Below are 20,763 nucleotides of genomic sequence, written 5' to 3'. Positions count from 1 at the left end.
GCAATATCGGGATAAGGCCGTCGAGAATGGGCGGGTAATTCGCCCGATATGATGGAAGTAGAGATGATTTACCGGGGTGATTTCAGGCTATACGATTTCTCCTGGGAACAGGCTGAAAAGCGAGGCGATGGGTAAGCCTTCACATCGGCGGCGCACGCAAATAGGAGGTAGGAAAGGGGCGCCGATTGGTGGTTGGAAGAGGCTTTTCCGGTTGTGCGAAACGCCTTGCTGGCGGGATGCGCCGCCGAGGCGTAAAAGCGGACTCCCTCATGGGGATCAGGTGGACACAGGAGGAAGCCTGCTTCTCCAGCTTTCGGTTGTGTTTCGGAGCAACAGAGACATGGACATCTTTGAAGAATATTACAAATCCCTGAACGGAGTCGGAATTCTGAATTACCGGAACATGCAGGAAAGCGGGGAAGAGCATTTCATAAGAGCCAATATGACGAAACTTCAGTCTCCCGTGATTTTCGATGTGGGGGCGAATTCCGGGATCTATTCAAAGACCCTTCTTGAGTTCTGTCCGTCAGCGTCGATCTTCGCGTTCGAGCCGCACCCGATCAACTTCAAGAATTTGACAGACAACGGTGATCCCCGAATCCGGGCCTTCAACATCGGTGCCGGTGCGGTCGACGAAGTCGCCGAATTCTACGATTATCAGAATGAAGACGGCAGTGAACACGCCTCCCTTTACAAGGGCGTCATCGAAGACATCCACCAACGCCCATCGGTTTGCCACCGGGTGCCGATCCGTCGCCTCGACGGGGTTGCCGCCGAGCTCGGGGTGTCGCGCATCCATTTCCTGAAGATCGACACGGAAGGGCACGAGCTGGAAGTGCTGCGCGGTGCCGAGGGGTTGATCCGCTCGAACGCCGTGGACATTATCCAATTCGAATTCAACGAAACCAACGTGGTGTCCCGGGTCTTCTTCAAGGATTTCTGGGATTTTCTGCCGAATTACAAATTCCACCGCCTTCTTCCCAAGGGGGCGCTGCACATTTCCCAATACTCGGCGACCTTCTGCGAGGTGTTCGCCTATCAGAATTACGTGTGCGTGAGAAAGGATTCGTCGATCTTCGGGTGAGGCAGGGGCGGGACCGTCGGCACCCAGACTTTTCATTCTCGCCCGCTGCGTCGGTGAGGCCGCCGCAGGAAACCAAAGCGGGCCACGGGAACCAAACCCCGTGACCCGCATATTTTATGTCATGAAATTATGAAATATTTTATCGCTCGTGGAAGGCCTCCTGGCTACGCCGGGAGATGGGCGAGAGCAGGTAATCGATGATCCGGCGTTGCGAGGTCTTGATCTCCACCGTCACCGCCATGCCGGGTGAGAGCGCGGTGCTGCGGCCGTCGACGTCCAGGCTGGTCTTCTCCAGCGCCACCCGCGCGGCGTAGACTGGCCCCTGCTGCTTGGCGGGATCCTCCTCCTTCTGCTGCACCACGTCCCCCGAGACCGAGGCGACGTGGCCGGGAATCAGGCCGTATTTGGTGAAGCTGAAGGTGTCGACCTTGATCGCCGCCGGCTGCCCGACCTGGACGAAGCCGATGTCCTTGTTGAGGATCGACGCCTGGACCTCGAGCTGGCTGTCCTCCGGCACGATGACCATCAGCGGCTGGGCCGGGGTCACCACGCCGCCCACCGTGTGGATGGCGAGCTGCTGCACGGTCCCGTTCACTGGCGCCGTCAGACGTTGCAGCCCGACGCGCTGCTCGGCCTTGGCCAGATCCTGGGCGGTGTCGGACACGCGGCGCTCGGCCTCGGCCAGCTGGGTGTAGAGCGTGCGTGCGAACTCCGCCTCGGCCTGGCGGCGCTGCTCGCCGACCGAGGCGATGGCGGCCTCGGACTCGGTGAGGCGTGTCTTCTGGACCAGCAGCTCCTGCTCGTGCTCCACCAGATCCTGCTGGAGCGCCAGATACTGGAAGCGCGAGGTGGTGCCCTGGGCCGACAGGGTGCGCAGCGCGTCGGCGCGCTCGCGGATCAGCGGCATGGTGATGGTCAGCTTGGTGATCGCCTGGTTGACCGCCGCGCGGTCGGCCTCCTTGCGGGCCAGCTCGCGGTCGAAGGCGGCGAGCTTGGCCCGCTGTTCGGCAAGCTGGCTGAGGAGAAGCTGGGCGTGCATGCGGACGAGCGCGGTCGGGGCCTCGGCCGGGGGGGCGAAGGCGGAGGACGGATCGCTTCCCGGCGCGCCGCTGTCCGGCGTCAGGGCCGCGCGCAGCCGTGCCACCTCCGTGCGGGCGGACAGGAGTTCGGTCTCCAGGCGGTTGCGGTCGGCGGTGACGGTGGTGGGGTCCAGCTCGATCAGCGGATCGCCGGCCCGCACCGTCTGGCCGTCCTGGACGTGGATGGCGCGGACGACGCCGATCTCCATCGGCTGGATGGTCTTGGTCCGGCCGCTCGGCACGATGCGCCCCTGGGCCACCGCGACGACGTCGACCTGCCCGAACCACGACCAGGCGAGCGCCAGCACCGTGAACAGCATGATGGTGCCGGAGAAGATCCGCACGGTGGGCGAGGGCGGGCGCTCCATGATCTCCAGCGCCGCCGGCAGGAACTCGATCTCCTCGCGGTGGCGGGGAGAGGGCTTCGCCGGCGCCTTGGGAAGGGCGACGACCTTGGAGGCGGCCGTTCCCTGGCCGGCTTCCTGGGTTGCGATGGCTTGGCTCATGATCGTCCTCCCCCTCCTCAACCGGCTTCCCGGCCGAGCTGGCCGCGGAACAGGGCGGCGTAGCGGCCCCCCTGGCGGATCAGCGCGTCGTGGGCGCCATCCTCGACGATGCGGCCGCGCTCCACGGTGACGATCCGGTCGGCGATGCGCACGGTGGACAACCGGTGGGCGATGATTAGCACGGTGCGCCCGGCGCAGATCTGGCGCATGTTGGCCTGGATCACCCGCTCCGACTCATAGTCGAGCGCGCTGGTCGCCTCGTCGAAGATCAGGATGCGCGGGTTGCCGACCAGCGCGCGGGCGATGGCGACGCGCTGCCGCTGCCCGCCCGACAGCGAGGCGCCGCGTTCGCCCACCATGGTGTCGTAGGCCTCCGGCAGTTCGGCGATGAAGTCGTGGGCGCCGGCCAGCTTGGCGGCTTGGACCACCCGTTCCATGTCCATGGTCGGGTCGGCGAGCGCGATGTTCTCGCGGATGGTGCCGGTGAACAGCACGTTGTCCTGCAGAACCACCCCGACCTGCCGGCGCAGCCACACCGCGTCAGCCATCGACAGGTCGATGCCGTCGACCAGGATCCGCCCGCGTTCCGGAATGTGGAAGCGCTGCAGCAGCTTGGCGATGGTGCTCTTGCCCGACCCGGATGCGCCGACCACCCCGACGATCTGGCCGGCCGGGATGTGCAGCGACACGTTGCTCAGCGTCTCCGGCCCGTCGGCGCGGTAGCGGAAGGTGACGTGGTCGAGCGTGATGTCGCCCTTGATGGCGGGCAGCGCGCCGCGCCCAGCGACCTGCACCGGCTCGGGCGCGGTGTTCAGGATGTCGCCGATGCGGGCCATCGACAGGCGGGTCTGCTGGAAATCCTGCCAGAGCTGGGCGATGCGCAGCACCGGTTGCGACACCCGCCCGGCGAACATGTTGAAGGCGACCAGCTCGCCCACCGACAGGCCGCCGTCGATGACCAGCTTGGCCCCCAGCCACAGCACGAGCAGCGTCGTCAGCTTGGACACCACCTGGACCGACTGGCTGGCGATGGTGTTGAGGTTGGCGGCGCGGAAGCCGGCGCGGACATAGGAGGCGAGCTGGTCTTCCCAGCGGCGCTGTAGGCGCGGCTCGACCGCCATCGCCTTGACCGTCTCGATGCTGGAGACCGCTTCGACCAGCAGGTTGTTGTTCTCCGCCCCGCGCGCGAACTTCTCGTCGAGCCGGCGGCGCAGCAGCGGCGTCGCGATCAGGCTGATGACGATGTAGAGCGGGAAGGAGGCCGCCACCACCGCCGTCAGGACCGGGCTGTAGAGCAGCATCACGCCGAGGAAGACGACGGTGAACAGCAGGTCCAGCACCAGCGTGATGGTGGAGCTGGTCAGGAAGCTGCGGATGTTCTCCAGCTCGCGCACGCGGGTGACGCTGTCGCCGACCTTGCGCGCCGCGAAATAGTTCATCGGCAGGGCCAGCAGGCGGCGGAACAGTTGAGCGCCCAACTCCACGTCGACGCGGTTGGCGGTGTGGGCGAAGCTGTAGGTGCGCAGCGCCCCCAGCACCGCCTCGAACAGGATGACCACCAGCATGCCGATCATCAGCACGTCGAGGGTGCCCAGGCTGTGGTGCACCAGCACCTTGTCGATCACCACCTGGAACATCAGCGGGGTGACCAGCCCGAACAGCTGGAGGAAGAAGGAGGCGAGCAGCACCTCGCCCAGGATCGAGCGGTATTTCCACACCGCCCCCCCGAACCAGGACAGGTCGAAGCGCGGCACGCCGTAGCCGCTGAACACCCCGCCCTTGCCGAGGCAGACCAGCGTCCGCTCCCAGAGGGATTCGAAGGCCGCACGCTCCAGGATGCGGGTCTGGCCGTTCAGCGGCTCGAAGACCAGCACGCGGTCGGAGGCCGCCTTGACCAGCACCAGCCAGTTGCCGTCGGCGCAGGGCACCAGGGCCGGCAGGGGGGTGCGCTCGAGCCTTTCCCACTTGGTGGAGATTTGCCGGGCCTTCGCCCCCATCCGGCGGGCTTGCCGGATCAGCTCGCGCGTGCCGACGCTGGCGCCGCCGCAGGCATGGCGGATCGTGTCATGGTCGGCCGGCATTCCCAGGATCCGCAGGGCGGTGACCAGGGCGGCGATGCCCGGATCGCGCACCGGTCCCCCTGATGGGGCGCCTGACGGGCTGCTCCCCGAGGTCTCCTTGAGCCGTCCGTCCGCCACGTCCCTGGGAGTCGCTCCGTCGGCTGTGTGTTCCATCGTCGCCCGTTCCCATCCTGTCCCGATGTCCGATCGTTCGGGGAAAATACGGCATCCCCTACCCCCAAGTATTTGCCTGGACGCTGGGATTGCCATTCGGGAGACGGGGTACTCCGCTCAGCCGGTACCGCTGCCGCTTGGGGTGGAGGCGGGATGGGTCTCTGTCTTGGGCAGGCCTGTGTGGTGGATTGTCCCGCCGAAGCGCTCTATACGGTGGCGGTTGATGATCTCAGGCGGAAGAGCAGGATGAGCCAGACCGTTCGCGAGTTTGCCGCGCGGATCCACGACCTCGTCGCGTCCGGCGATGGCGAGCGTGCCCGCTCCCTTCTGGTCGAGGCTGTCGCCCGGCGTGACGCGTTGGCGCTCTGCCGGGTGGCCGGGCTGCTTCTCATCCAGTACGGGCATTACTCCGAACCCGCCCTCATCCCCGGGCTGGAGGCGGTGGCCGCCGTTGCGCCGCAGGACACGGACGTCCTCCGCGCCCTCGCCACCGCCCTGTGGGTGCGCGATCAGAGGGCGGCGGAGCGGGTCGAGGCCCTGGACGCGGCCCGCCGGCTGGTCGCCGCCAACCCGGAGGATTCCGGGGCCCTGCATCTGCTCGGAATGATCGCGCTGACCAAGCGGCAGTTCCTGGAGGCCTATCTCGCCTTTTCCACCGGGATGACGGCCACCCCGCCGCTTCCCCTCGACGCGTCGCGTCGGCTTGCCGGTTTCCTGCTGCGCGGAATCCGGCGACTGAGCTTTCCGGTGGATGGGCTCACCTACGAGTTCGGCCTTGCCGTCCACACCCCCCAGGCGATGGAAAGCAGCGTCGCCCACTGCGCCGGCCAGCTGACCGAGATGGAGGAACTCCGCTACCTGAAGACGGTTCTCGGCCGGGCTCCGGTGATCGCCGAGGTGGGGGTGCTCCTCGGCAACCATTCGGCCTTCTTCCTGAAGAACCTGTCGCCCCGGACGCTGCACCTGTTCGAGGCGGACGTGTCCTGTCTGGAGGAAATCCGGGAGAACGCCCGCGCCAACAACGCCGGCGGCGCCGACATCCATCTGCACCACGCCTTCATCGGCGACCCGGACGGCGAGCCGGTCGAGATCGGCGGAACGCGGCTCCCGCAGAGCGCGCTGTCCAGCCTCGTCGCGGAACGGGTCGATTTTCTGAAGGTCGACACCGATGGCGGCGAGATGGGCTTCCTGGCCGGCGCCGAGGGGCTGATCCAAACCAGCCGGCCCTTCGTGATGATGGAGACCGACACGGTGACCGACCGGCCGGTCCGCGCCTGGTTCGCCGCGCGCGGCTACGAGGAGCGCCACCGCATCGACCACGGCCACTACTTCAACACCTTCTTCGCCCCCGCCGGCTGGGTTCCGCCTACTGCCTGACGGCCGACCGGTCAGCCGCCACGCCGCCGGAGGATCGACCAGCGCAGGCAGGCGGCGACGGTGCCGCCGTCCATCGAGGCGGAGGTCAAGGCCAGCTCCTCGGCCTCCTCCGGCGCGAACAGGACGAGGTCGCCGGTGCCGAGTTCGCCCGCCTGCGCGGCCGGCTGGGCCAGCGGCCGGGCCCGTTCCGCTGCGTAGAGGGCGACCCGGGCCTCCAGCACGCCGGGGTCGAGCAGCAGCAGGCCGAGCGGCCGCAGATCCGCCGGGTCGCAGGTCAGCCCGGCCTCCTCCTCCAGTTCGCGCAGGGCCGAGGCATCCGTGGCCTCGTCCGGCTCGATGAAACCCGAAGGGGCGACCCACAGCGGTTCGCTGAAATGGGGGCGCTGGACCCGCATCAACCCGACCTGCCCCTCCATGATCGGCAGCACGCAGACGCCGCTGACCAGCTCGGCGTGGCGCTGCCTGGGGCGCACCATCAGGTAGTCCGCAACGCCGCCGGCCGGTCCATCCACATGATCGAGCATCACCTCGAAACGGCTGTTCGTGACGGCGATCCGGCGCCCGACGATGCGGTGGGGGCCGGCTGGCGGGCAGGGCGGGGGCGGGGCATCGGGTGGCACTCGGCGGTTCCTTCGCGGGAGAGGATGGCGGAGGATCCCCCGCATGACATCCTGGAGCAAGCCTGCCCTGTCCACTTCCGGCGGTGGCGCCAAATGGTTTATGGAGAGGGCGTCCAAGTCGGCGGTCCGGCCGGCCGCAACGCAACAGGGGATCCGTGGCGAACCGATGCTGAAGGGCATTCTCTTCCTGACCGCCTTCGCGCTGCTTCCCTGGTGGCTGTCGGTGCTGGTCGATCGGATGGACATTCCTCTGTCGCCGTCGGCGCTCCTGTCCTCCTGGCTGCGTGACAACAGCGCCGAGACGTTGCGCGAGCAGCCGCCCCCCGGCTGGCGTGAAGCGCTGTATTTCGCCCGCAACCCCGATGTGATGGAGGCGGTCCGGCGCGGTGAATACCACAGCGGTTACGAGCATTATGTCCGCTATGGCCGGGCGGGCGGGCGGCCCGACGGGCTGCCGTCTGGGGACCCGCTCCCGGTGGTGGAAGCATCTCCGGTGCCTACCCCTGCCGCTCCGGCATCTCCGCCGCCTTCTCCAACTCCGGAACCGGCAACCGTCATGGCGGCGCGTTCCGAAGCGCCGGTCCCTCTGCCGCCCGCCCTCTCTTCGGAAGAGGATATCCCGACCCTGCTTCCGAGCCGGAAGCCGGTCTCCGCTCCGAAGGCAGAGCCGCAGGGCGCTTCCGTGACCAGGCCGGCGGCTGCCCAAGTCCTGTCGATCCGCTCGGCGGCTCATGCGGGTTTCGTCCGTGTCGTGCTGGACAGCGCCGCCGCCTTGCGGGCCGAGCGTGCGGCCCAGCGCGGACCGCGCGTCGCCGGAATCGAACTGGCGGCCGGCTGGCAGCCGTCCCGTCAGGGACGCCTGCTCGGCAAATCCCTGTCCTATCGGGTCGAGACGGCCGGGGGCAGGACCAGGCTTCTGCTCGAATCCGGCGAGGCGATCCGCATCAAGACGCTGTACGCCTTGCCGCCCGACCAGCCGGGAGGACGGCATCGCCTGATCCTCGACGTGGCGACCGGCGGCTGACGGGACGGCAGCCGAAGAGGGAGTTTGCCCCTGCCTTCCGGATGTCCCCGCCGGAGGGGTCGACAACCCGCCATCCGGTGACGCATCGTGGCCGGCACCACCATCGTTCGGACCGGTCGCCATGCGGATACTCTTCGTCCACCAGAACACTCCCGGTCAGTACAAGCATCTGGTCCGGCGTCTGGCGTCCGATCCAGCCAACCAGATCGCCTTCATCGGCAAGGTCCAGCGCGAGATGCCGCGCGTTGCCACCGTCACCTACAAGCCGAACCGGGAGCCGGGAACCGCCACCCATCCCTACATCCATCTCTTCGAAGGGCAGGTTCTGCACGGGCAGGGGGCGGTGCGGGCCGGACTGGCGCTGCAGCAGCGGGGCTTCAGCCCCGAGGTGATCTGCGCCCATCCCGGCTGGGGCGAGGCGCTGTTCCTGAAGGACGTCTTCCCCGACGCCAAGCTTCTGACCTATTGCGAGTTCTTCTACCGGGCCGACGGGTCGGACGTCGGCTTCGACCCGGAGCGGCCGGTCACGCTCGACACGCGCTGCCGCATCCGCGCCAAGAACGCGGCCCTGCTGACCAGCCTGGAGGCGGCGGACTGGGGGATGAGCCCGACCGAATGGCAGTTCCGCCAGCATCCGGAGGCCTTCCGCTCCAAAATCTCGATCATCCATGATGGGGTCGATACCGACCTCTGCCGTCCCGACGAGGACGTCGTGGTCACCCTTCCCGACGGCCGGGTCCTGACCCGGCGGGACGAGGTGGTGACCTACGTCGCCCGCAACCTGGAGCCCTACCGGGGCTTTCCCACCTTCATGCGCGCCGCCGAGGACATCCTGCGCCGCCGTCCGAACGCCCGGATCCTGGTGGTCGGGGGTGACGAGGTCAGCTACGGCACAGCTCCCGCCGATGCCGCCAACTGGCGGGAAAAGATGCTGGCCGAGGTCAGCCCCGATCCCGACCGCATCCATTTCCTCGGCAAGGTGCCGTACGACCGGTTCCTGGAGATCGTCCGGCTGTCGCGTGCCCATGTCTACCTGACCTACCCCTTCGTGCTGTCCTGGTCCCTGCTGGAAGCGATGGCCTGCGGAGCCCTCGTGATCGGTTCCGCCACCCAGCCAGTCCAGGAGGTCATCGAGGATGGCCGCAACGGCCTTCTGGCCGATTTCTTCGATTCCAGGTCGGTGGCCGACCGGGTCGTGGAGGCGCTCGACCGCGCGTGCGACGATCCGGACGGGGTGGCGGCCTTGCGCTCGGCGGCGCGTCGCACGGTGGTGGAGCGTTTCGATCTGGAGCGGATCTGCCTGCCCGCCCAGCTCCGGCTGATCGAGGATCTGCGCGCGGGCCGGAAGCCCGGCGTCACCGCCGAAGTTCCCGGCTTGGCGGCGGTCGGCTGACGCGTCTCGGTTCGGCGATTGCCTGCGGAGGAGCGGCGTGCGACGAAGTCCGTGGCGAGGCGGGCTGTGCCCGGCGGCGGAGATTGGCTGGGTGGGTGATGGTTGAGGACGGCACTCAGGCGGGTCGTGTTCTTGCGATCAAGGGGCGTTACGAGGCGCGCGACTTCTCCGGGCTGATCGAGGAGGCCCGCGCGCTGCACGATCGGCATGGAGATGCCCTCGATCCGCCGGTCCGCGAGGCCGTGGCCATCATGCTGCACAACGCGTCCTGCGTGGCGATGGAGCAGGGGCCGCGGGACAAGGTCCTGGAACTGGCCGAATGCGCCGTGCGCTACGATCCGGCGTCCCTGCACGCGCTGGGGCAGCGGATGTACGCGCACCTGTCGCGGGGCGACTACGCGTCGGCCTGGGCATGGGAAAGCTGGGAGCCCATCTTCCGTGACGCCTTGCCGACGATGTGGCGGGGCGGCCGCACCGACATCCTGCTCATCATCAACAGCAACGGTCTGGGTGACTTCATCCAGTATTCCAGGTTCCTGCCCGCGGTGCGCGAGCGTGTCGGCCGATTGATCGTCCAAGTGCCGTTGAACACCACGGCCCTGTTCGGGCAATCACCGTTCCTGCAAGGCATCGAGTTCGTCGAGCCGGGGGCCGGGGTGGCCTGCACGGCGATCTGTGAAATGATGCTGCTGCCGGTGATGATGGGAGCCGGCCGTCCGCAGGTCACGGCCACGGGCGCCTATCTCCGGGCTCCGCCCCATCGGCTGACGCATTGGCAGGCGCTGGTCGACGGGTATGGCGACGAAGGCAGGAAACTTACAGTCGGGGTGTCCTGGGGCGGCGGGGCCCGCCGGGCCCGGACACTGCCCTTCGAGCGGCTCCTTCCGTTGTTCGCCCGGCGCGACGCCCATTTCTTCGGTCTACAGAACCACGCCGACAAGGCCGAGATCTTCGGCCGCGCTCTACCGGACAACTTCACCGACATGGGGGTGTTCGACGCGGTGAACCTGTCCTGCCTATGCCGTTGCATGGACGTCGTCATCGCTCCCGACATGGGTGTCGCCCATCTGTCCGCGGCCCTTGGCGGTGAGACGTGGCTGGCCTTGCCCCATTTCGCCGAATGGCGTTGGGGAATGGAAAGCACGCGCACCGACTGGTACCCGACGATGCGCCTGTTCCGTCAGCCCGAACCGGGCGATTGGGATGGGGTGGTCGAGGCGATGGCCCACCGGCTGGCGGAACGGGCCCGGAGCAAGACACTGGAGGGGGGGAGGGCCTTGGTCTAGGATCGCCCAAGCCATGTTCGGCTGGGCAGTCTGGTTCGACGCGGTCTGGGGGTGTTTCGCATGGCAACCGTCACCGGGACCACGGGCAACGACACGCTCGCCGGCACGCTCGACCCGCTGACCGGGCTGGCCGCTGACGACAGCGTCGACGGCCAGGACGGCATCGACGTCTTCGTCCTAACCGGGGCAATCGGCTCCTACCGCTTCGGGTTCGATCCGGGCAGCGGGATGGTGACCGTCACCGGACCGGAGGGGACCGACCGGTTGCAGGGCATCGAACTGATCCAGGCGGCCGACGGCGTCAACCGGTCACTGGCCGCTTTGATCGAACTGACCGAGCCGGTCTTCACCATCACGCCGACGGCGACCACCATCGGCAATGACCATCTTCTGGGCACCGACGTCGCGGAATATCTCAACGCCGGCTTCGGCGACGACAGCATCGCGGCGGGTGGCGGCAACGACTGGGTCTTCGGTGGTCCCGGCAACGACATTGCGCTGGGTCAGGCCGGTGACGACCATCTGGAGGGCTATGCCGGCAACGACGCCCTGTTCGGCGGGGCGGGCGATGACGGAATCAACGGCGACTTGATCGGCCAGACGGGGAACGACTATCTGTCGGGCGGCGGCGGGAACGATTGGATCAACGCCGGCAACGGCGCCGACATCCTGGTTGGCGGGGATGGCAACGACTGGCTGTTCGGCGAGTATGGCCCCGACCTGTTGAGCGGTGGCAGCGGCAACGACGTGCTGATCGGCGATTTCTACGCTTCGCGTTACGTCAAGCCGGTGGTCTACCCCAAGGATCCGCCCAACGACGACGCCCTGAGCGGCGGGGCCGGCGGTGATTTCCTGATGGGCGGCATGGGCGCCGACCTGCTGGAGGGCGGAAGCGGCCGCGACTGGTTTGTGTTCACCGATCCCAGCGAAAGCAGCCTCGCCGCGCCCGACATCATCCTGGATTTCGGCGGGGCGGCGGTTGCCGCCGCCTCGGCCAAGGGGAACGCTTCCTTCGCAACCCCCGGCAGCGAATACGACGCCATCGACCTGTCGGAGATCGACGCGGTCTCTTCCACGACGGAGAATGACGCCTTCACCTTCATCGGCACCGCCGCCTTCACCGCCGCCGGTCAACTGCGCTATGCATCCACTGGGACCGAGACCTACATTGAGGGCAACGTGGGGGGTGATCTGGCTTCCGATTTCCGGATCGTGGTGAAACTCGCCAACTACAGCTTCTCGCTGCCGGATTTCGTGCTGTAGAGCCGGCCCCTCAAAACGCCTTCAGCTTGCGCCAGGCAAACACGATCATGCGCAGCAGCAGGACGCCGTGGCGAAAGCGGCTGATCTGGGTGGTGCCGTAGGTGCGGTCGGCGTAGCGCACCGGCACCTCAACGATCTTCAGGTTGAGCTTGGCGGCGCCGAAGATCAGGTCGAAATCACCGAAGGGATCGAAGTCGCCGAAGTATCGGCGATTCGCCACCACCTTCTCGTAGTCGCGGCGCCACAGAACCTTCGTCCCGCACAGGGTGTCGGTGAAGCGCTGGTTCAGCAGGAAGGAGAAGATGCGGGCGAAGGCCCGGTTGGCCAGGAAGTTCAGGAATCGCATGGCCTGATCCTCCATCGGATAGACCAGCCGGGTGCCGTTGACGAATTCGCCGCGGCCGTCGGCCATGGCCCGGTAGAATTTCCCCAGCGTCTCCGGCGGGACGGTCAGGTCGGCGTCGAGAATCATCAGGATGTCGCCGCGCGCCGCGGCGAAGCCGGCGCGCACCGCGTCGCCCTTGCCCTTGCCGGGCTGGCGCATGACCTTGATGTCCCAGTCCGGATGGGCGGCCTGGACGCGCAGGCACTCCTCGTAGGTGTTGTCGCGGCTGTGCCCCTCGCAATAGATCACCTCCATGTCGGGGGCGAAGCGGGGCAGGCGCAGCACGGCGTTTTCGATGTTGCCGCGCTCGTTGCGGCAGGGCACCAGAACGGTGACGGACGGCAGAGATTCCCGCTCGGCCATCCTGGGCTGCGGACGCGCGACCACATAGTTGCGCAGGCACAGCCGCCGGATCCCCGGCAGCGGCGCGATCCAGCGGTTGATTGCCGTCCCCAGCCCGAACAGCGAACGCGGCACGAGTTGCCGCCATTCGCGCTTGATCGGCTCCCAGCCCGCAAGCTCCAGCAGGCTCATGGTGTCGGCGGTGGACAGCCAGTTGTCCTCGGCCTGCGGGCGCTTCAGCCCCAGCCGCTCGGCCACGTCCAGGGCGGGTTCCCAGGCACGGCTGTGATAACTGATGACGATCCGGGTCTGCGGCGTGGCGAAGCGGTGCAGCAGGCGTAGCGTCTCTTCGCAGTCGTCGAGCAGGCCGATGGTGTCCGACAGCAGGATGATGTCGAAATGGCCGTCGATGGCCGCGAGGTCGGCGTCGTCCTCGGCGTTCCCGACATGGAATTCCAGGGCCGGGTGGCGTTCGCGGGCCTGGGCGATCAGGGTGGAAGACAGGTCGATGCCGACCCCGCGCGCCGGTTCCAGCGCCGCCAGCACGCCGCCGTTGCCGCAGCCGACCTCCAGGACGCTGGAGCCGACCGGAACCAGGAAGCGCAGGAAGGCGCGGTCGGCCTCGTGGAACGCCCGGTTGCGCAATTCCCAGCGATCCATGTCCGGGGCCAGCCGCTCATAGAGCGCGCGGGTCGCCGCTTGGCGCGCGGACAGGGGCCGGGAAACGACGTCGGCGTCGGACGCCGGGGCAAGCGTGGCGATGGTCATCCAGGTTCCAAAACGGTCTCGGCCCGGCGTGGTGCCGGAAGCGGGCGCACACTCTAACCAGCGGAACGGTGCCTGTCATGCCCGCAAGCTGGGGCGGGCGGGCGGGCAGGGCAGGATCATCCCGGCTTCCTCCCGGCTCGACGGGAGGGGTATTCCGGAATTGAGTTGGGCGGGCCGGAAAAGCCTGCCTCATGCTGCATCGCGTCGCTTATTTTGCCAGGATAAGCAACAAGGGCTGGGCGAGGCGAAGGTGGAGTCTGTGAACACGAAAGACACGGTGCTCGTCACGGGCGGCGCCGGGTACATCGGGTCGCACGTCGTGCTGGCCCTGCTCGATGCCGGACGGCGTCCGGTGGTGCTCGACGACCTGTCGACCGGCCGCCGCAGCATGGTGCCCGCCGGAGTCCCCTTTGTTGAAGGCAGTGTCGGCGATGCCGGCTTGGTCGCCGACACGCTGGGCTGCCATGGCATCGGCACCGTCATGCATTTCGCCGGCAGCATCGTCGTTCCGGAATCGGTGGAACGGCCGCTCGACTATTACCGGAACAATACGGTCAACAGCCACGCCCTGATCGTGGCCTGCCTCAAGGCGGGGGTCGAGCGATTCATCTTCTCCTCCACCGCCGCCGTCTATGGCATGCCCGACCGCCTGCCCATCGACGAGGAGACCGCGACCGCGCCGATCAACCCTTACGGTGCTTCCAAGCTGATGACGGAATGGATGCTGCGGGATGCTGCGGCGGCCCATGGGCTGCGCTACGTCGCGCTGCGTTATTTCAATGTGGCGGGAGCCGATCCGCAGGGGCGCTCCGGGCAAATTTCCAAGGTGGCCACCCACCTGATCAAGATCGCCGCCCAGACCGTGACCGGCCAACGGTCCGAGATCGCGGTGTTTGGTGACAATTATCCGACGGCGGACGGGACCTGCGTGCGCGACTACATCCATGTCAGCGATCTCGCCACCGCCCATGTGGCGGCGCTCGCCCATCTGGAAACAGGGGGAGCAAACCAGATCCTGAACTGCGGTTACGGCAAAGGCTGCTCGGTGCGCGAGGTGCTGGCGATGGTCGAGGCGGTCACGGGCAAGCCGCTGCCGATGCGGATCGCCGCAAGGCGGCCGGGCGATCCGCCGGCGCTGGTCGCGGGGGTCGAACGAATCCGCGCCACGCTGGACTGGACGCCGCGCTTCGATGATCTGGAAACCATCGTGTCCACGGCCCTTGCCTGGGAACGGCGGCTGGCCGGACAGTGAGGCCGGCTGGTGGCGCGCGCTCGGACGGGCGGGAAGTTCCGCCAGTCAACCGGGCCTCGCCACCATTGAGCGTCAGTCGATCTTCAGGTAGGCCGGATCCAGGGCTCCGTGACGGAACGGGATCCAGTCCTTGTGATCGGCGCGGTATTGCAGGCCGTAGGGGTTCTTGAAGAAAATCTTCTGAAGCGGCTGGCCGCCCTCGGCCCGCGTGCGGTCGACGTCGAGCAGGGGGAAGGGAGCGAAAATCTTTTCCCACAGCTCGTCGTTGCCGACGTCGCGGCCGGCGTTCTTCACATAGTCGCGCGCGGCGTCGCTGAGCTGCCACGCCTCCTCGACCATTGCGTAATAGTCCACAGTACCCTCGGCCATGCGATCCTCCAAACGTCGGATGCCGACTATTAGCGAACCCGTTCGCGTTCGGGAAGCCCCTGCGCGCTGGTGGATGGCTTATTTCCCCTCAACCAGGAGAATGGACTTCCGCCTGCAGCCCCGTTCGCCCGTTTCGGCAGCGACAGCCAGACCAGCCCTCCCGGCAACGCCATCAGCGTGACGGAAAGGCCGATCAGCAGCGACACCAGAAGGGCATCCTCACCGGCGACGCCAAACAGGGCGAAGCCGGCGACCATGCTGCCTTCGCGCACTCCCCAGCCGGCCAGGGAGATGGGAAGGGCCATGGCCGTGATCGTGAAGGGCATGATGACCAGCGCGTCCAGGGGACGGATCGGAATCGACAGCGCCTGGGCGAAGATGATCGTGGCGGCGATGGTGCAGAGATGGACGGCGATGCTGTGACCGAGCGCAACGAGTGCCGAACGGTGGGTCAGGGCGCCGCGCAGGCCGGCGGCCAGGGAAAGCAGTCGCCCCATGAGCGCATGGGGGTGCCGGGCGAGCCAGGGAACCCGGTCCAGCTGGGTGAAAGCGGCCATGCCCACAGCCAGCATTCCGCTCATCGCGAGCACCGTCGACGCGACAGGCCAGGGAACCACCGACAGCAGACGCGGCAACCCTGCGATGATCAGGACAACGACTCCGGCCAGGGCCGCCAACCGGTCGAGAACGAGGGCAGTGGCCACCGCCGACGGAGAGTGGCCGCTGCGCCATGTCAGCCATCCCCGAACGATGTCGCCGCCGAGCGCGCCCGGCAGAAGCTGCCCGAAGAACAGGCTGGCCATCATCACCCGCAGCGACAGGCCCGCCGACATCACCACGCCGACGGAGCGACCGATCATCCGCCAGCGTTCGGCGGCGAAAGGAATCGTCATCGCCTTGACGACGAAGCCGAGGAGCAACAGGTCCGGTGCCGCGTGGGCAAGGCGGCCGGCCAACTTCTCCCAATCGGCCTGTCCGAGCAACAAGGCCAGGATTCCCACCGTGACGCCGATTTTGGTCACCGCCAGCAGGCGGTTGCGCCAAGCCAGCAGTGCTCCGGTGGTGGACGCTCCGGGTGGGGGCATGGACGGGACGGTTGTCATTCCTGTCAGGTGGACGGCAGGAGGTGGGCGATGCCGTCCAGATAGCGGCCGCCATCATAGAGCAGGCCGAGGCGGGCGTAACGTGCCCGCTTGTCGGTTCCGGTCAGGTGAAGGATGTCGATCGGGGTGTAGGGATAGACCGGGCTGCGCCACAGCCCGTGCTCGTCACGGACAGGCGGCGTCCAACTGCACATCCAGTTGCACTGGGCCGGCAGGGCGGTGAAGCCTTTGTGCTGGAGCAGGACCACGTTGAAAGCGAGTTGTTCGGTCAGGTGATGGTACCCGTGCTGGAACATCCGCTTCAGCTGATCGGTGAACAGCTCCCAGTGTGGCAGGTCATGACGCATCCCGAAAAAGCCGGTGTTGAGGAAGGGGAGCGCCGCGGTCTCCTGTGCAACTGGCTCACCCAGACTCTGGCGGACCACATAGGATTTCGCGCCGAAGTAGGAAAGATTATCGGCCAGGGTGGTGTTGTGCGGATAGGCGACGTCCGCTTCCGGCACGATGATGACCTGCCCCTTATCCATGATGGCGACGGCGTCATCGAAGAAACCAGGGCGCTGGACCCACATGTCGGCATCGAGATGAATGTAGTACCGGTGTCCGGGGAAGTAATCACGCAGATATGGACGGCAGGCCTGGGATCGCCAGTACGGGCTCTGGCCGATGATCCGCGCTTCCAGCTGTGGATTGAGCACGACAAGGCGGGATGGATCGATCGGCTCAATGGTGTCGCACAAGGCGCTGATGTGTTCCCTTTGGGCAGACGTCAGGCCGGTGTCGATGACCCCGATCTTGTAGCGATTCCGATCCAGGTCGCGCAACGACAGCAGCAGCCCCACCAGAAGGTCGAAGATGCCTTGGTCGGCACACACGGCGAGGCAGGTGGTGTCCTGGACGCCTTGGAAGGAAACGGTCATGGCGGTCTTCACTGATGGGGCTATCGGCCGCTTGGCGAAGGCGGAGCAGACGAAGGCAAGGATGGCACTCTATGGAAAAGCCTCAAGACAGGCAACCGGGCCGGTTCGCCTGGATGTCCTGGCGACTCCTCTCAGCGCGACACGGCCTTCAGGAAATCATGCTGGGCTGTCCCTTTCATGGCGAAGATCGTATACCCGTACCTTTCTTGCTCATTTTTCTCTTTGCCATTCTCGGGGCGACCGGGCTCAAACTCACGAATGGTCCGGTCTTTCTCATTGGCAAAGAAGCATGAAAATTTCATATTTCCCCCTGGGTCTTGAAGAATTTTCTCCCATATATTTGCATGACCAATTTTCGTTTTTACAAACATAATAGCAGATTGATTTCTCTTTAATATTGATTGTACTGAATACATATTATCAAATTTTATATTAGCATCCTCAACAATTAGATAATTAACCGGTATTTTTTCTTTGTATTCGTCGAATTTCTCATTTTCGCCATGGAAGATGGGAAAATTAAGAGTGTCGATAATATGAATATTGTTAAGATGATTCATTTTTGCGCCTAAATCAAGAGATTTCCTCTTGGTTTCATTCTCTTCAAAGGAAAAAATCTGGAATTTCGGCATAAGCTTCGCCGATATGTAAGAATACCAACCAACTTCTGAGCCAACATCAATTAAATTCCCAGGATAATTTCTAAGAAATTTTACAATTATGGAGGTTATGAAAATATCACATACTCCATCATTGAGAATTTTCCACGCCATGTCATTTTTCTCTATATTTTGTTGTGGAAAAATCAATATTTGCCCAATTCCACGGATATTCGCTGATATTTTCCTTCCGAAAATATCAATATTTGTTTCTTTATCGATGCTTGCCTTGGTCGAAGATCTTTTATGAAGATGAATGAAGCGCTCTTCCAGATCCGTTAGGACGGCTTTGATATCACTTGTTCTCATATGACTATACCGCATCTGGTAGTCAAATATAGAGTTAGAATCTATTTCAGTAATTTGATTTTTCTTACCTGAAGAAGGAGAGTAGTGATTTAGGGCTTTTTTGAGATCAGAATTATTCAAGCTTTCCTGTTGGCATATTTGACGAAACATAAAGCCCCAATGATTTCCAATAGCTGTCTCGGCACCATATCTGTGAACGTTTGACAGCCAGCCGGAAACAGCTTTCCGAAACATCTGCCCGGTCGACCGAATGGGAGCATGCAGGTAGCTGAGACCAGCCAAACACACCTCTTGCAGAACGCCTTCATGGCACAGGGAATGATTACCCTGTTCGATGATGATCTTTTCCGCTACGCTTGAATCAGATATCGAAAGAACAATTTTTGATTGCCCATCCCCACTTTCATGACGTTGCATGAGATTGAATGATTTTGGCGGATCTGAAAAATATTCAGGATCAGGACTTTCTGGTATTATGAGTCCATCCCAGAAAATTTTGAAATAAATATTGTCTCCCAGCTCAGCTATTTCTCTCTTTATAGAAATAAAATCACGAACTCCCGAATTTATGAATTCGTCTGCATCTATCGGAAAATATATCCCAGCACCATTAATTTTAGAAATATTGTGGAATATCCTAGTCATTATTTCGGATTGACGATATTCGATGGAGGTGCTTCCGATATCTTCTATAAAATAAATCGGAAGGCCCTCTCTCTGCATTGACTTGATGATATCAACTGTTTTGTCGGTTGAATAGTGATCAAGTACATAAATAAGATCAAGGTATTTTAGATTATGCCGAAAAAACTGCTCGATGATGTCTTCTTCATTCTTTACCATCGTGAATCCGACACAAACTTTCATAGCCAACCTTTGCATTTCGTAAAGTGAGTTGCTTTTGCTTCTCTGGCAATTTACCAGTATTTCGTAGATGTAAGACAATTCCAGTTCTGAAGCAAATCCAGACTCCTATAGAACAGGGTATTATTTTGCGATGCTGGAAACCGTCATGGTGGGAGGTGAGTGACTCGGGGTGGAAGGAAAAGCTCCCTCGCGGGGTGATTCCCGAACTCTATGTAGCGGAAGCTCAGAACAGATACGAAAAGTAGAAAAAACAGGTACATTGGCAAGCTTTCCAAACGCGCCGCAAAATCATGGGTCTGGGTCAGGACGAGCCTGTACTCAAGCAGGCCATGCCAGACGTAGAGGCTGTAGCACATCATACCGATCAGCTGCAGCGGCCAGAAGGCCAGGAGCCGTGACAGCCATGTCCGCCGTGTCAGCAGGAAAACGGCGACGAGAAGGAAACCCACGTCGAGCACGATCGTGAGACCAGCGGCCGTCTTGACCGGCAGCGCTCCCAGGAACCAGGCGTGCCATCCCCAAGCTCCCAGAAGGCATAGGGCTCCGCCCGCCAGAAACGTCGCGGGGTTTGCGGTCCAGGCACGCTTTCGCACCGCCAGATCGGCAGCCAACATCCCGGCCAAGAAGTCCGGCAGTCGCGCCGGCAGACTGTCGGCGATCCAATTGAGGACGTTGCCGTTGAAGGGAACCGTTCCGGCATAACGCAGGCCGACCGCGACCGCGATGGCCCCGGCCAGCGTTGCGGCGGGCCATCGCCGATAGACCGGAAGCAGCAGCGGAAACAACAGGCTGAACCAGACCTCGATCCCCAATGACCACAGGACCCAGTTGTAGGCCGGCATGAAGGTGTCTGGAAAGAAATTGAACGTTACCGTCAGAAAAGTCAGGAATTGCTTCCAGGTTCCCGGTTCCGTCAGGCTGAAGGGTTGGACCAAGCCAAAGGCGAGAGAAAGCGCTCCGACAAGGTAATAAAGCGGCAGCAATCTGCGCAGGCGATGCGCTAAAAAGGTCCATCCCGCTTTTGGGCCATCCATGCTGCGGTTTCCCTGGGCGTAGGGCAGGTAGAGCACCAACCCGGACAGGAAAAAGAACAGGTTCACCCCCAACCACCCGCCTTCCAGAACCACGCGCAATGGCAGCCATAGCCCCGCAATCGGTGAATCGGGATTCAAGGGGCCCAGATGGTCCCAGGTGTAATGGTGGTAGATGACGCCGAGGATGGCGAAGGCGCGCAGCCCGTTGATCGCTGGCACTCGTCCAGCGGCATCGGGTCGAGGAGGTGGCGGAGTCTGTTGCGGGGATGCCAGGGAAGCAGGGGCAGAGGAAGCGGCGTCGGAAGCGCGGCCTGGAGCGACCACGGTTGTCACAGCTCCTTCTCCGGGGCTGAGGAGACCGGTTTGTTCTTTCGGCGGTCAAGCGGATCGACCGGATCGAATAGCCCCATCTGTTCGAGAAAGGCCATCAGCTTGGCCGCCACCATGTTGATTTCGTCGGCCAAGCCGGCGATCTCCTGTGCTGTGATCGTCGGCGCGGTTCCGGTGATGCGCCCCTGGGTGCGGTAAGTAAACCGGATGGCGATGTCCGGCGCTTCGCCTTGCAGCCAGGAGCCGTGCTGGATCTTGTTGCGCTCGCGCGCCAACCCCATTGCCTGGTCGCAAAGGGGCGTCAGGATGGCGACTTGCTCCGGAGACAGCTTGTGGGCTCCCAGTGACTTCAGCGCCTCGAGGCGTCCTCGTCCCTGGATGTGGGAGCTGATCGCCAGAAACTCGACATGGTCGGCCCCCAGCATCCGCGACAGGCACAGGGCCACGATCTCGTCCAACTGCGCCCAGGCCACGGCCACCATGCCGATCGCGCAGTACATCTTGGTGCTGAGCGGGCCGATGAGAACCGTGCGTCTGGACATGAGAACCCTTTTTCCGC

17 protein-coding genes are annotated in these 20,763 nt (G+C 64.0%); 7 read left to right on the top strand and 10 right to left on the bottom strand.

Going from position 1 to position 20,763, the window contains the following annotated elements:
* Positions 1-340 precede the first annotated feature (340 nt).
* Positions 341-1,084, top strand: coding sequence for an FkbM family methyltransferase (locus JN22_RS08615; protein ID WP_223677635.1), 744 nt, complete (start codon positions 341-343; stop codon positions 1,082-1,084).
* 139 nt (positions 1,085-1,223) lie between these two features.
* Here the strand turns inward: JN22_RS08615 and JN22_RS08610 are convergent, their stop codons facing one another.
* Positions 1,224-2,669 carry an HlyD family type I secretion periplasmic adaptor subunit gene (locus JN22_RS08610; RefSeq protein WP_085553566.1) on the bottom strand — a complete coding sequence of 482 codons (1,446 nt, stop codon included), beginning with the start codon at positions 2,667-2,669 and terminating at the stop codon, positions 1,224-1,226.
* Positions 2,670-2,686: 17 nt separating this feature from the next.
* Positions 2,687-4,903 carry a type I secretion system permease/ATPase gene (locus JN22_RS08605; RefSeq protein WP_085553565.1) on the bottom strand — a complete coding sequence of 739 codons (2,217 nt, stop codon included), beginning with the start codon at positions 4,901-4,903 and terminating at the stop codon, positions 2,687-2,689.
* A 246-nt stretch (positions 4,904-5,149) separates the two neighbouring features.
* Here JN22_RS08605 and JN22_RS08600 point away from each other — a divergent pair, with 246 nt between their 5' ends.
* A complete protein-coding gene (locus tag JN22_RS08600) occupies positions 5,150-6,280 on the top strand; it encodes an FkbM family methyltransferase (RefSeq protein WP_085553564.1) in 1,131 nt (376 codons plus the stop codon).
* A gap of 11 nt (positions 6,281-6,291) precedes the next feature.
* Here JN22_RS08600 and JN22_RS08595 read toward each other — a convergent pair whose 3' ends face one another.
* On the bottom strand, positions 6,292-6,900 hold the full coding sequence (locus JN22_RS08595; protein ID WP_179166092.1) for an NUDIX domain-containing protein: 609 nt from the start codon (positions 6,898-6,900) through the stop codon (positions 6,292-6,294).
* Between the two features lie 166 nt (positions 6,901-7,066).
* Between JN22_RS08595 and JN22_RS08590 the strand changes: the two genes are divergently transcribed.
* The 4 genes from JN22_RS08590 (at position 7,067) to JN22_RS08575 (ending at position 11,866) form a co-directional block, all read left to right on the top strand.
* Entirely contained in the window at positions 7,067-7,924 is an 858-nt protein-coding gene (locus JN22_RS08590; protein WP_143268231.1) for a hypothetical protein, read from the top strand.
* A 121-nt stretch (positions 7,925-8,045) separates the two neighbouring features.
* Positions 8,046-9,317, top strand: a complete 1,272-nt coding sequence (locus JN22_RS08585; RefSeq protein WP_085553561.1) for a glycosyltransferase family 4 protein — start codon at positions 8,046-8,048, stop codon at positions 9,315-9,317.
* Positions 9,318-9,412: 95 nt separating this feature from the next.
* Complete coding sequence (locus tag JN22_RS08580; protein WP_143268230.1) at positions 9,413-10,603, top strand: glycosyltransferase family protein; 1,191 nt, start codon at positions 9,413-9,415, stop codon at positions 10,601-10,603.
* A 60-nt stretch (positions 10,604-10,663) separates the two neighbouring features.
* The gene (locus tag JN22_RS08575) at positions 10,664-11,866 is read left to right on the top strand and encodes a calcium-binding protein (protein ID WP_085553559.1); all 1,203 of its coding nucleotides are present in this window, start codon (positions 10,664-10,666) and stop codon (positions 11,864-11,866) included.
* 10 nt (positions 11,867-11,876) lie between these two features.
* On the opposite strand, the gene JN22_RS08570 is transcribed toward JN22_RS08575, so the two are convergent.
* Positions 11,877-13,361 (bottom strand): bifunctional class I SAM-dependent methyltransferase/glycosyltransferase family 2 protein, encoded by a 1,485-nt coding sequence (locus JN22_RS08570; RefSeq protein WP_085553558.1) that lies wholly within the window; start codon positions 13,359-13,361, stop codon positions 11,877-11,879.
* Between JN22_RS08570 and galE the strand changes: the two genes are divergently transcribed.
* Entirely contained in the window at positions 13,354-14,613 is a 1,260-nt protein-coding gene (galE, locus tag JN22_RS08565; RefSeq protein WP_317852922.1) for a UDP-glucose 4-epimerase GalE, read from the top strand. The two genes, JN22_RS08570 and galE, sit on opposite strands and share 8 nt — an antisense overlap.
* A 72-nt stretch (positions 14,614-14,685) precedes the next feature.
* Here galE and JN22_RS08560 read toward each other — a convergent pair whose 3' ends face one another.
* The 6 genes from JN22_RS08560 to JN22_RS08535 form a co-directional block, all read right to left on the bottom strand.
* Positions 14,686-14,982 carry a hypothetical protein gene (locus JN22_RS08560; RefSeq protein WP_085553556.1) on the bottom strand — a complete coding sequence of 99 codons (297 nt, stop codon included), beginning with the start codon at positions 14,980-14,982 and terminating at the stop codon, positions 14,686-14,688.
* 29 nt (positions 14,983-15,011) lie between these two features.
* Positions 15,012-16,067 (bottom strand): lysylphosphatidylglycerol synthase transmembrane domain-containing protein, encoded by a 1,056-nt coding sequence (locus tag JN22_RS08555; RefSeq protein ID WP_179166091.1) that lies wholly within the window; start codon positions 16,065-16,067, stop codon positions 15,012-15,014.
* A gap of 23 nt (positions 16,068-16,090) precedes the next feature.
* The gene (locus JN22_RS08550; RefSeq protein ID WP_085553554.1) at positions 16,091-17,005 is read right to left on the bottom strand and encodes a hypothetical protein; all 915 of its coding nucleotides are present in this window, start codon (positions 17,003-17,005) and stop codon (positions 16,091-16,093) included.
* A 131-nt stretch (positions 17,006-17,136) separates the two neighbouring features.
* On the bottom strand, positions 17,137-18,816 hold the full coding sequence (locus tag JN22_RS08545) for a glycosyltransferase family 2 protein (RefSeq protein WP_179166090.1): 1,680 nt from the start codon (positions 18,814-18,816) through the stop codon (positions 17,137-17,139).
* A gap of 167 nt (positions 18,817-18,983) precedes the next feature.
* Positions 18,984-20,093, bottom strand: a complete 1,110-nt coding sequence (locus JN22_RS08540; RefSeq protein ID WP_179166089.1) for an acyltransferase family protein — start codon at positions 20,091-20,093, stop codon at positions 18,984-18,986.
* Between the two features lie 110 nt (positions 20,094-20,203).
* Positions 20,204-20,746, bottom strand: a complete 543-nt coding sequence (locus JN22_RS08535; RefSeq protein ID WP_085553552.1) for a hypothetical protein — start codon at positions 20,744-20,746, stop codon at positions 20,204-20,206.
* Positions 20,747-20,763: the final 17 nt, after the last annotated feature.

It is taken from the genome of Azospirillum agricola, from assembly GCF_020005195.1.
GTDB lineage: Bacteria > Pseudomonadota > Alphaproteobacteria > Azospirillales > Azospirillaceae > Azospirillum > Azospirillum agricola.
This window is presented reverse-complemented; position numbering and strand designations above follow the sequence as displayed.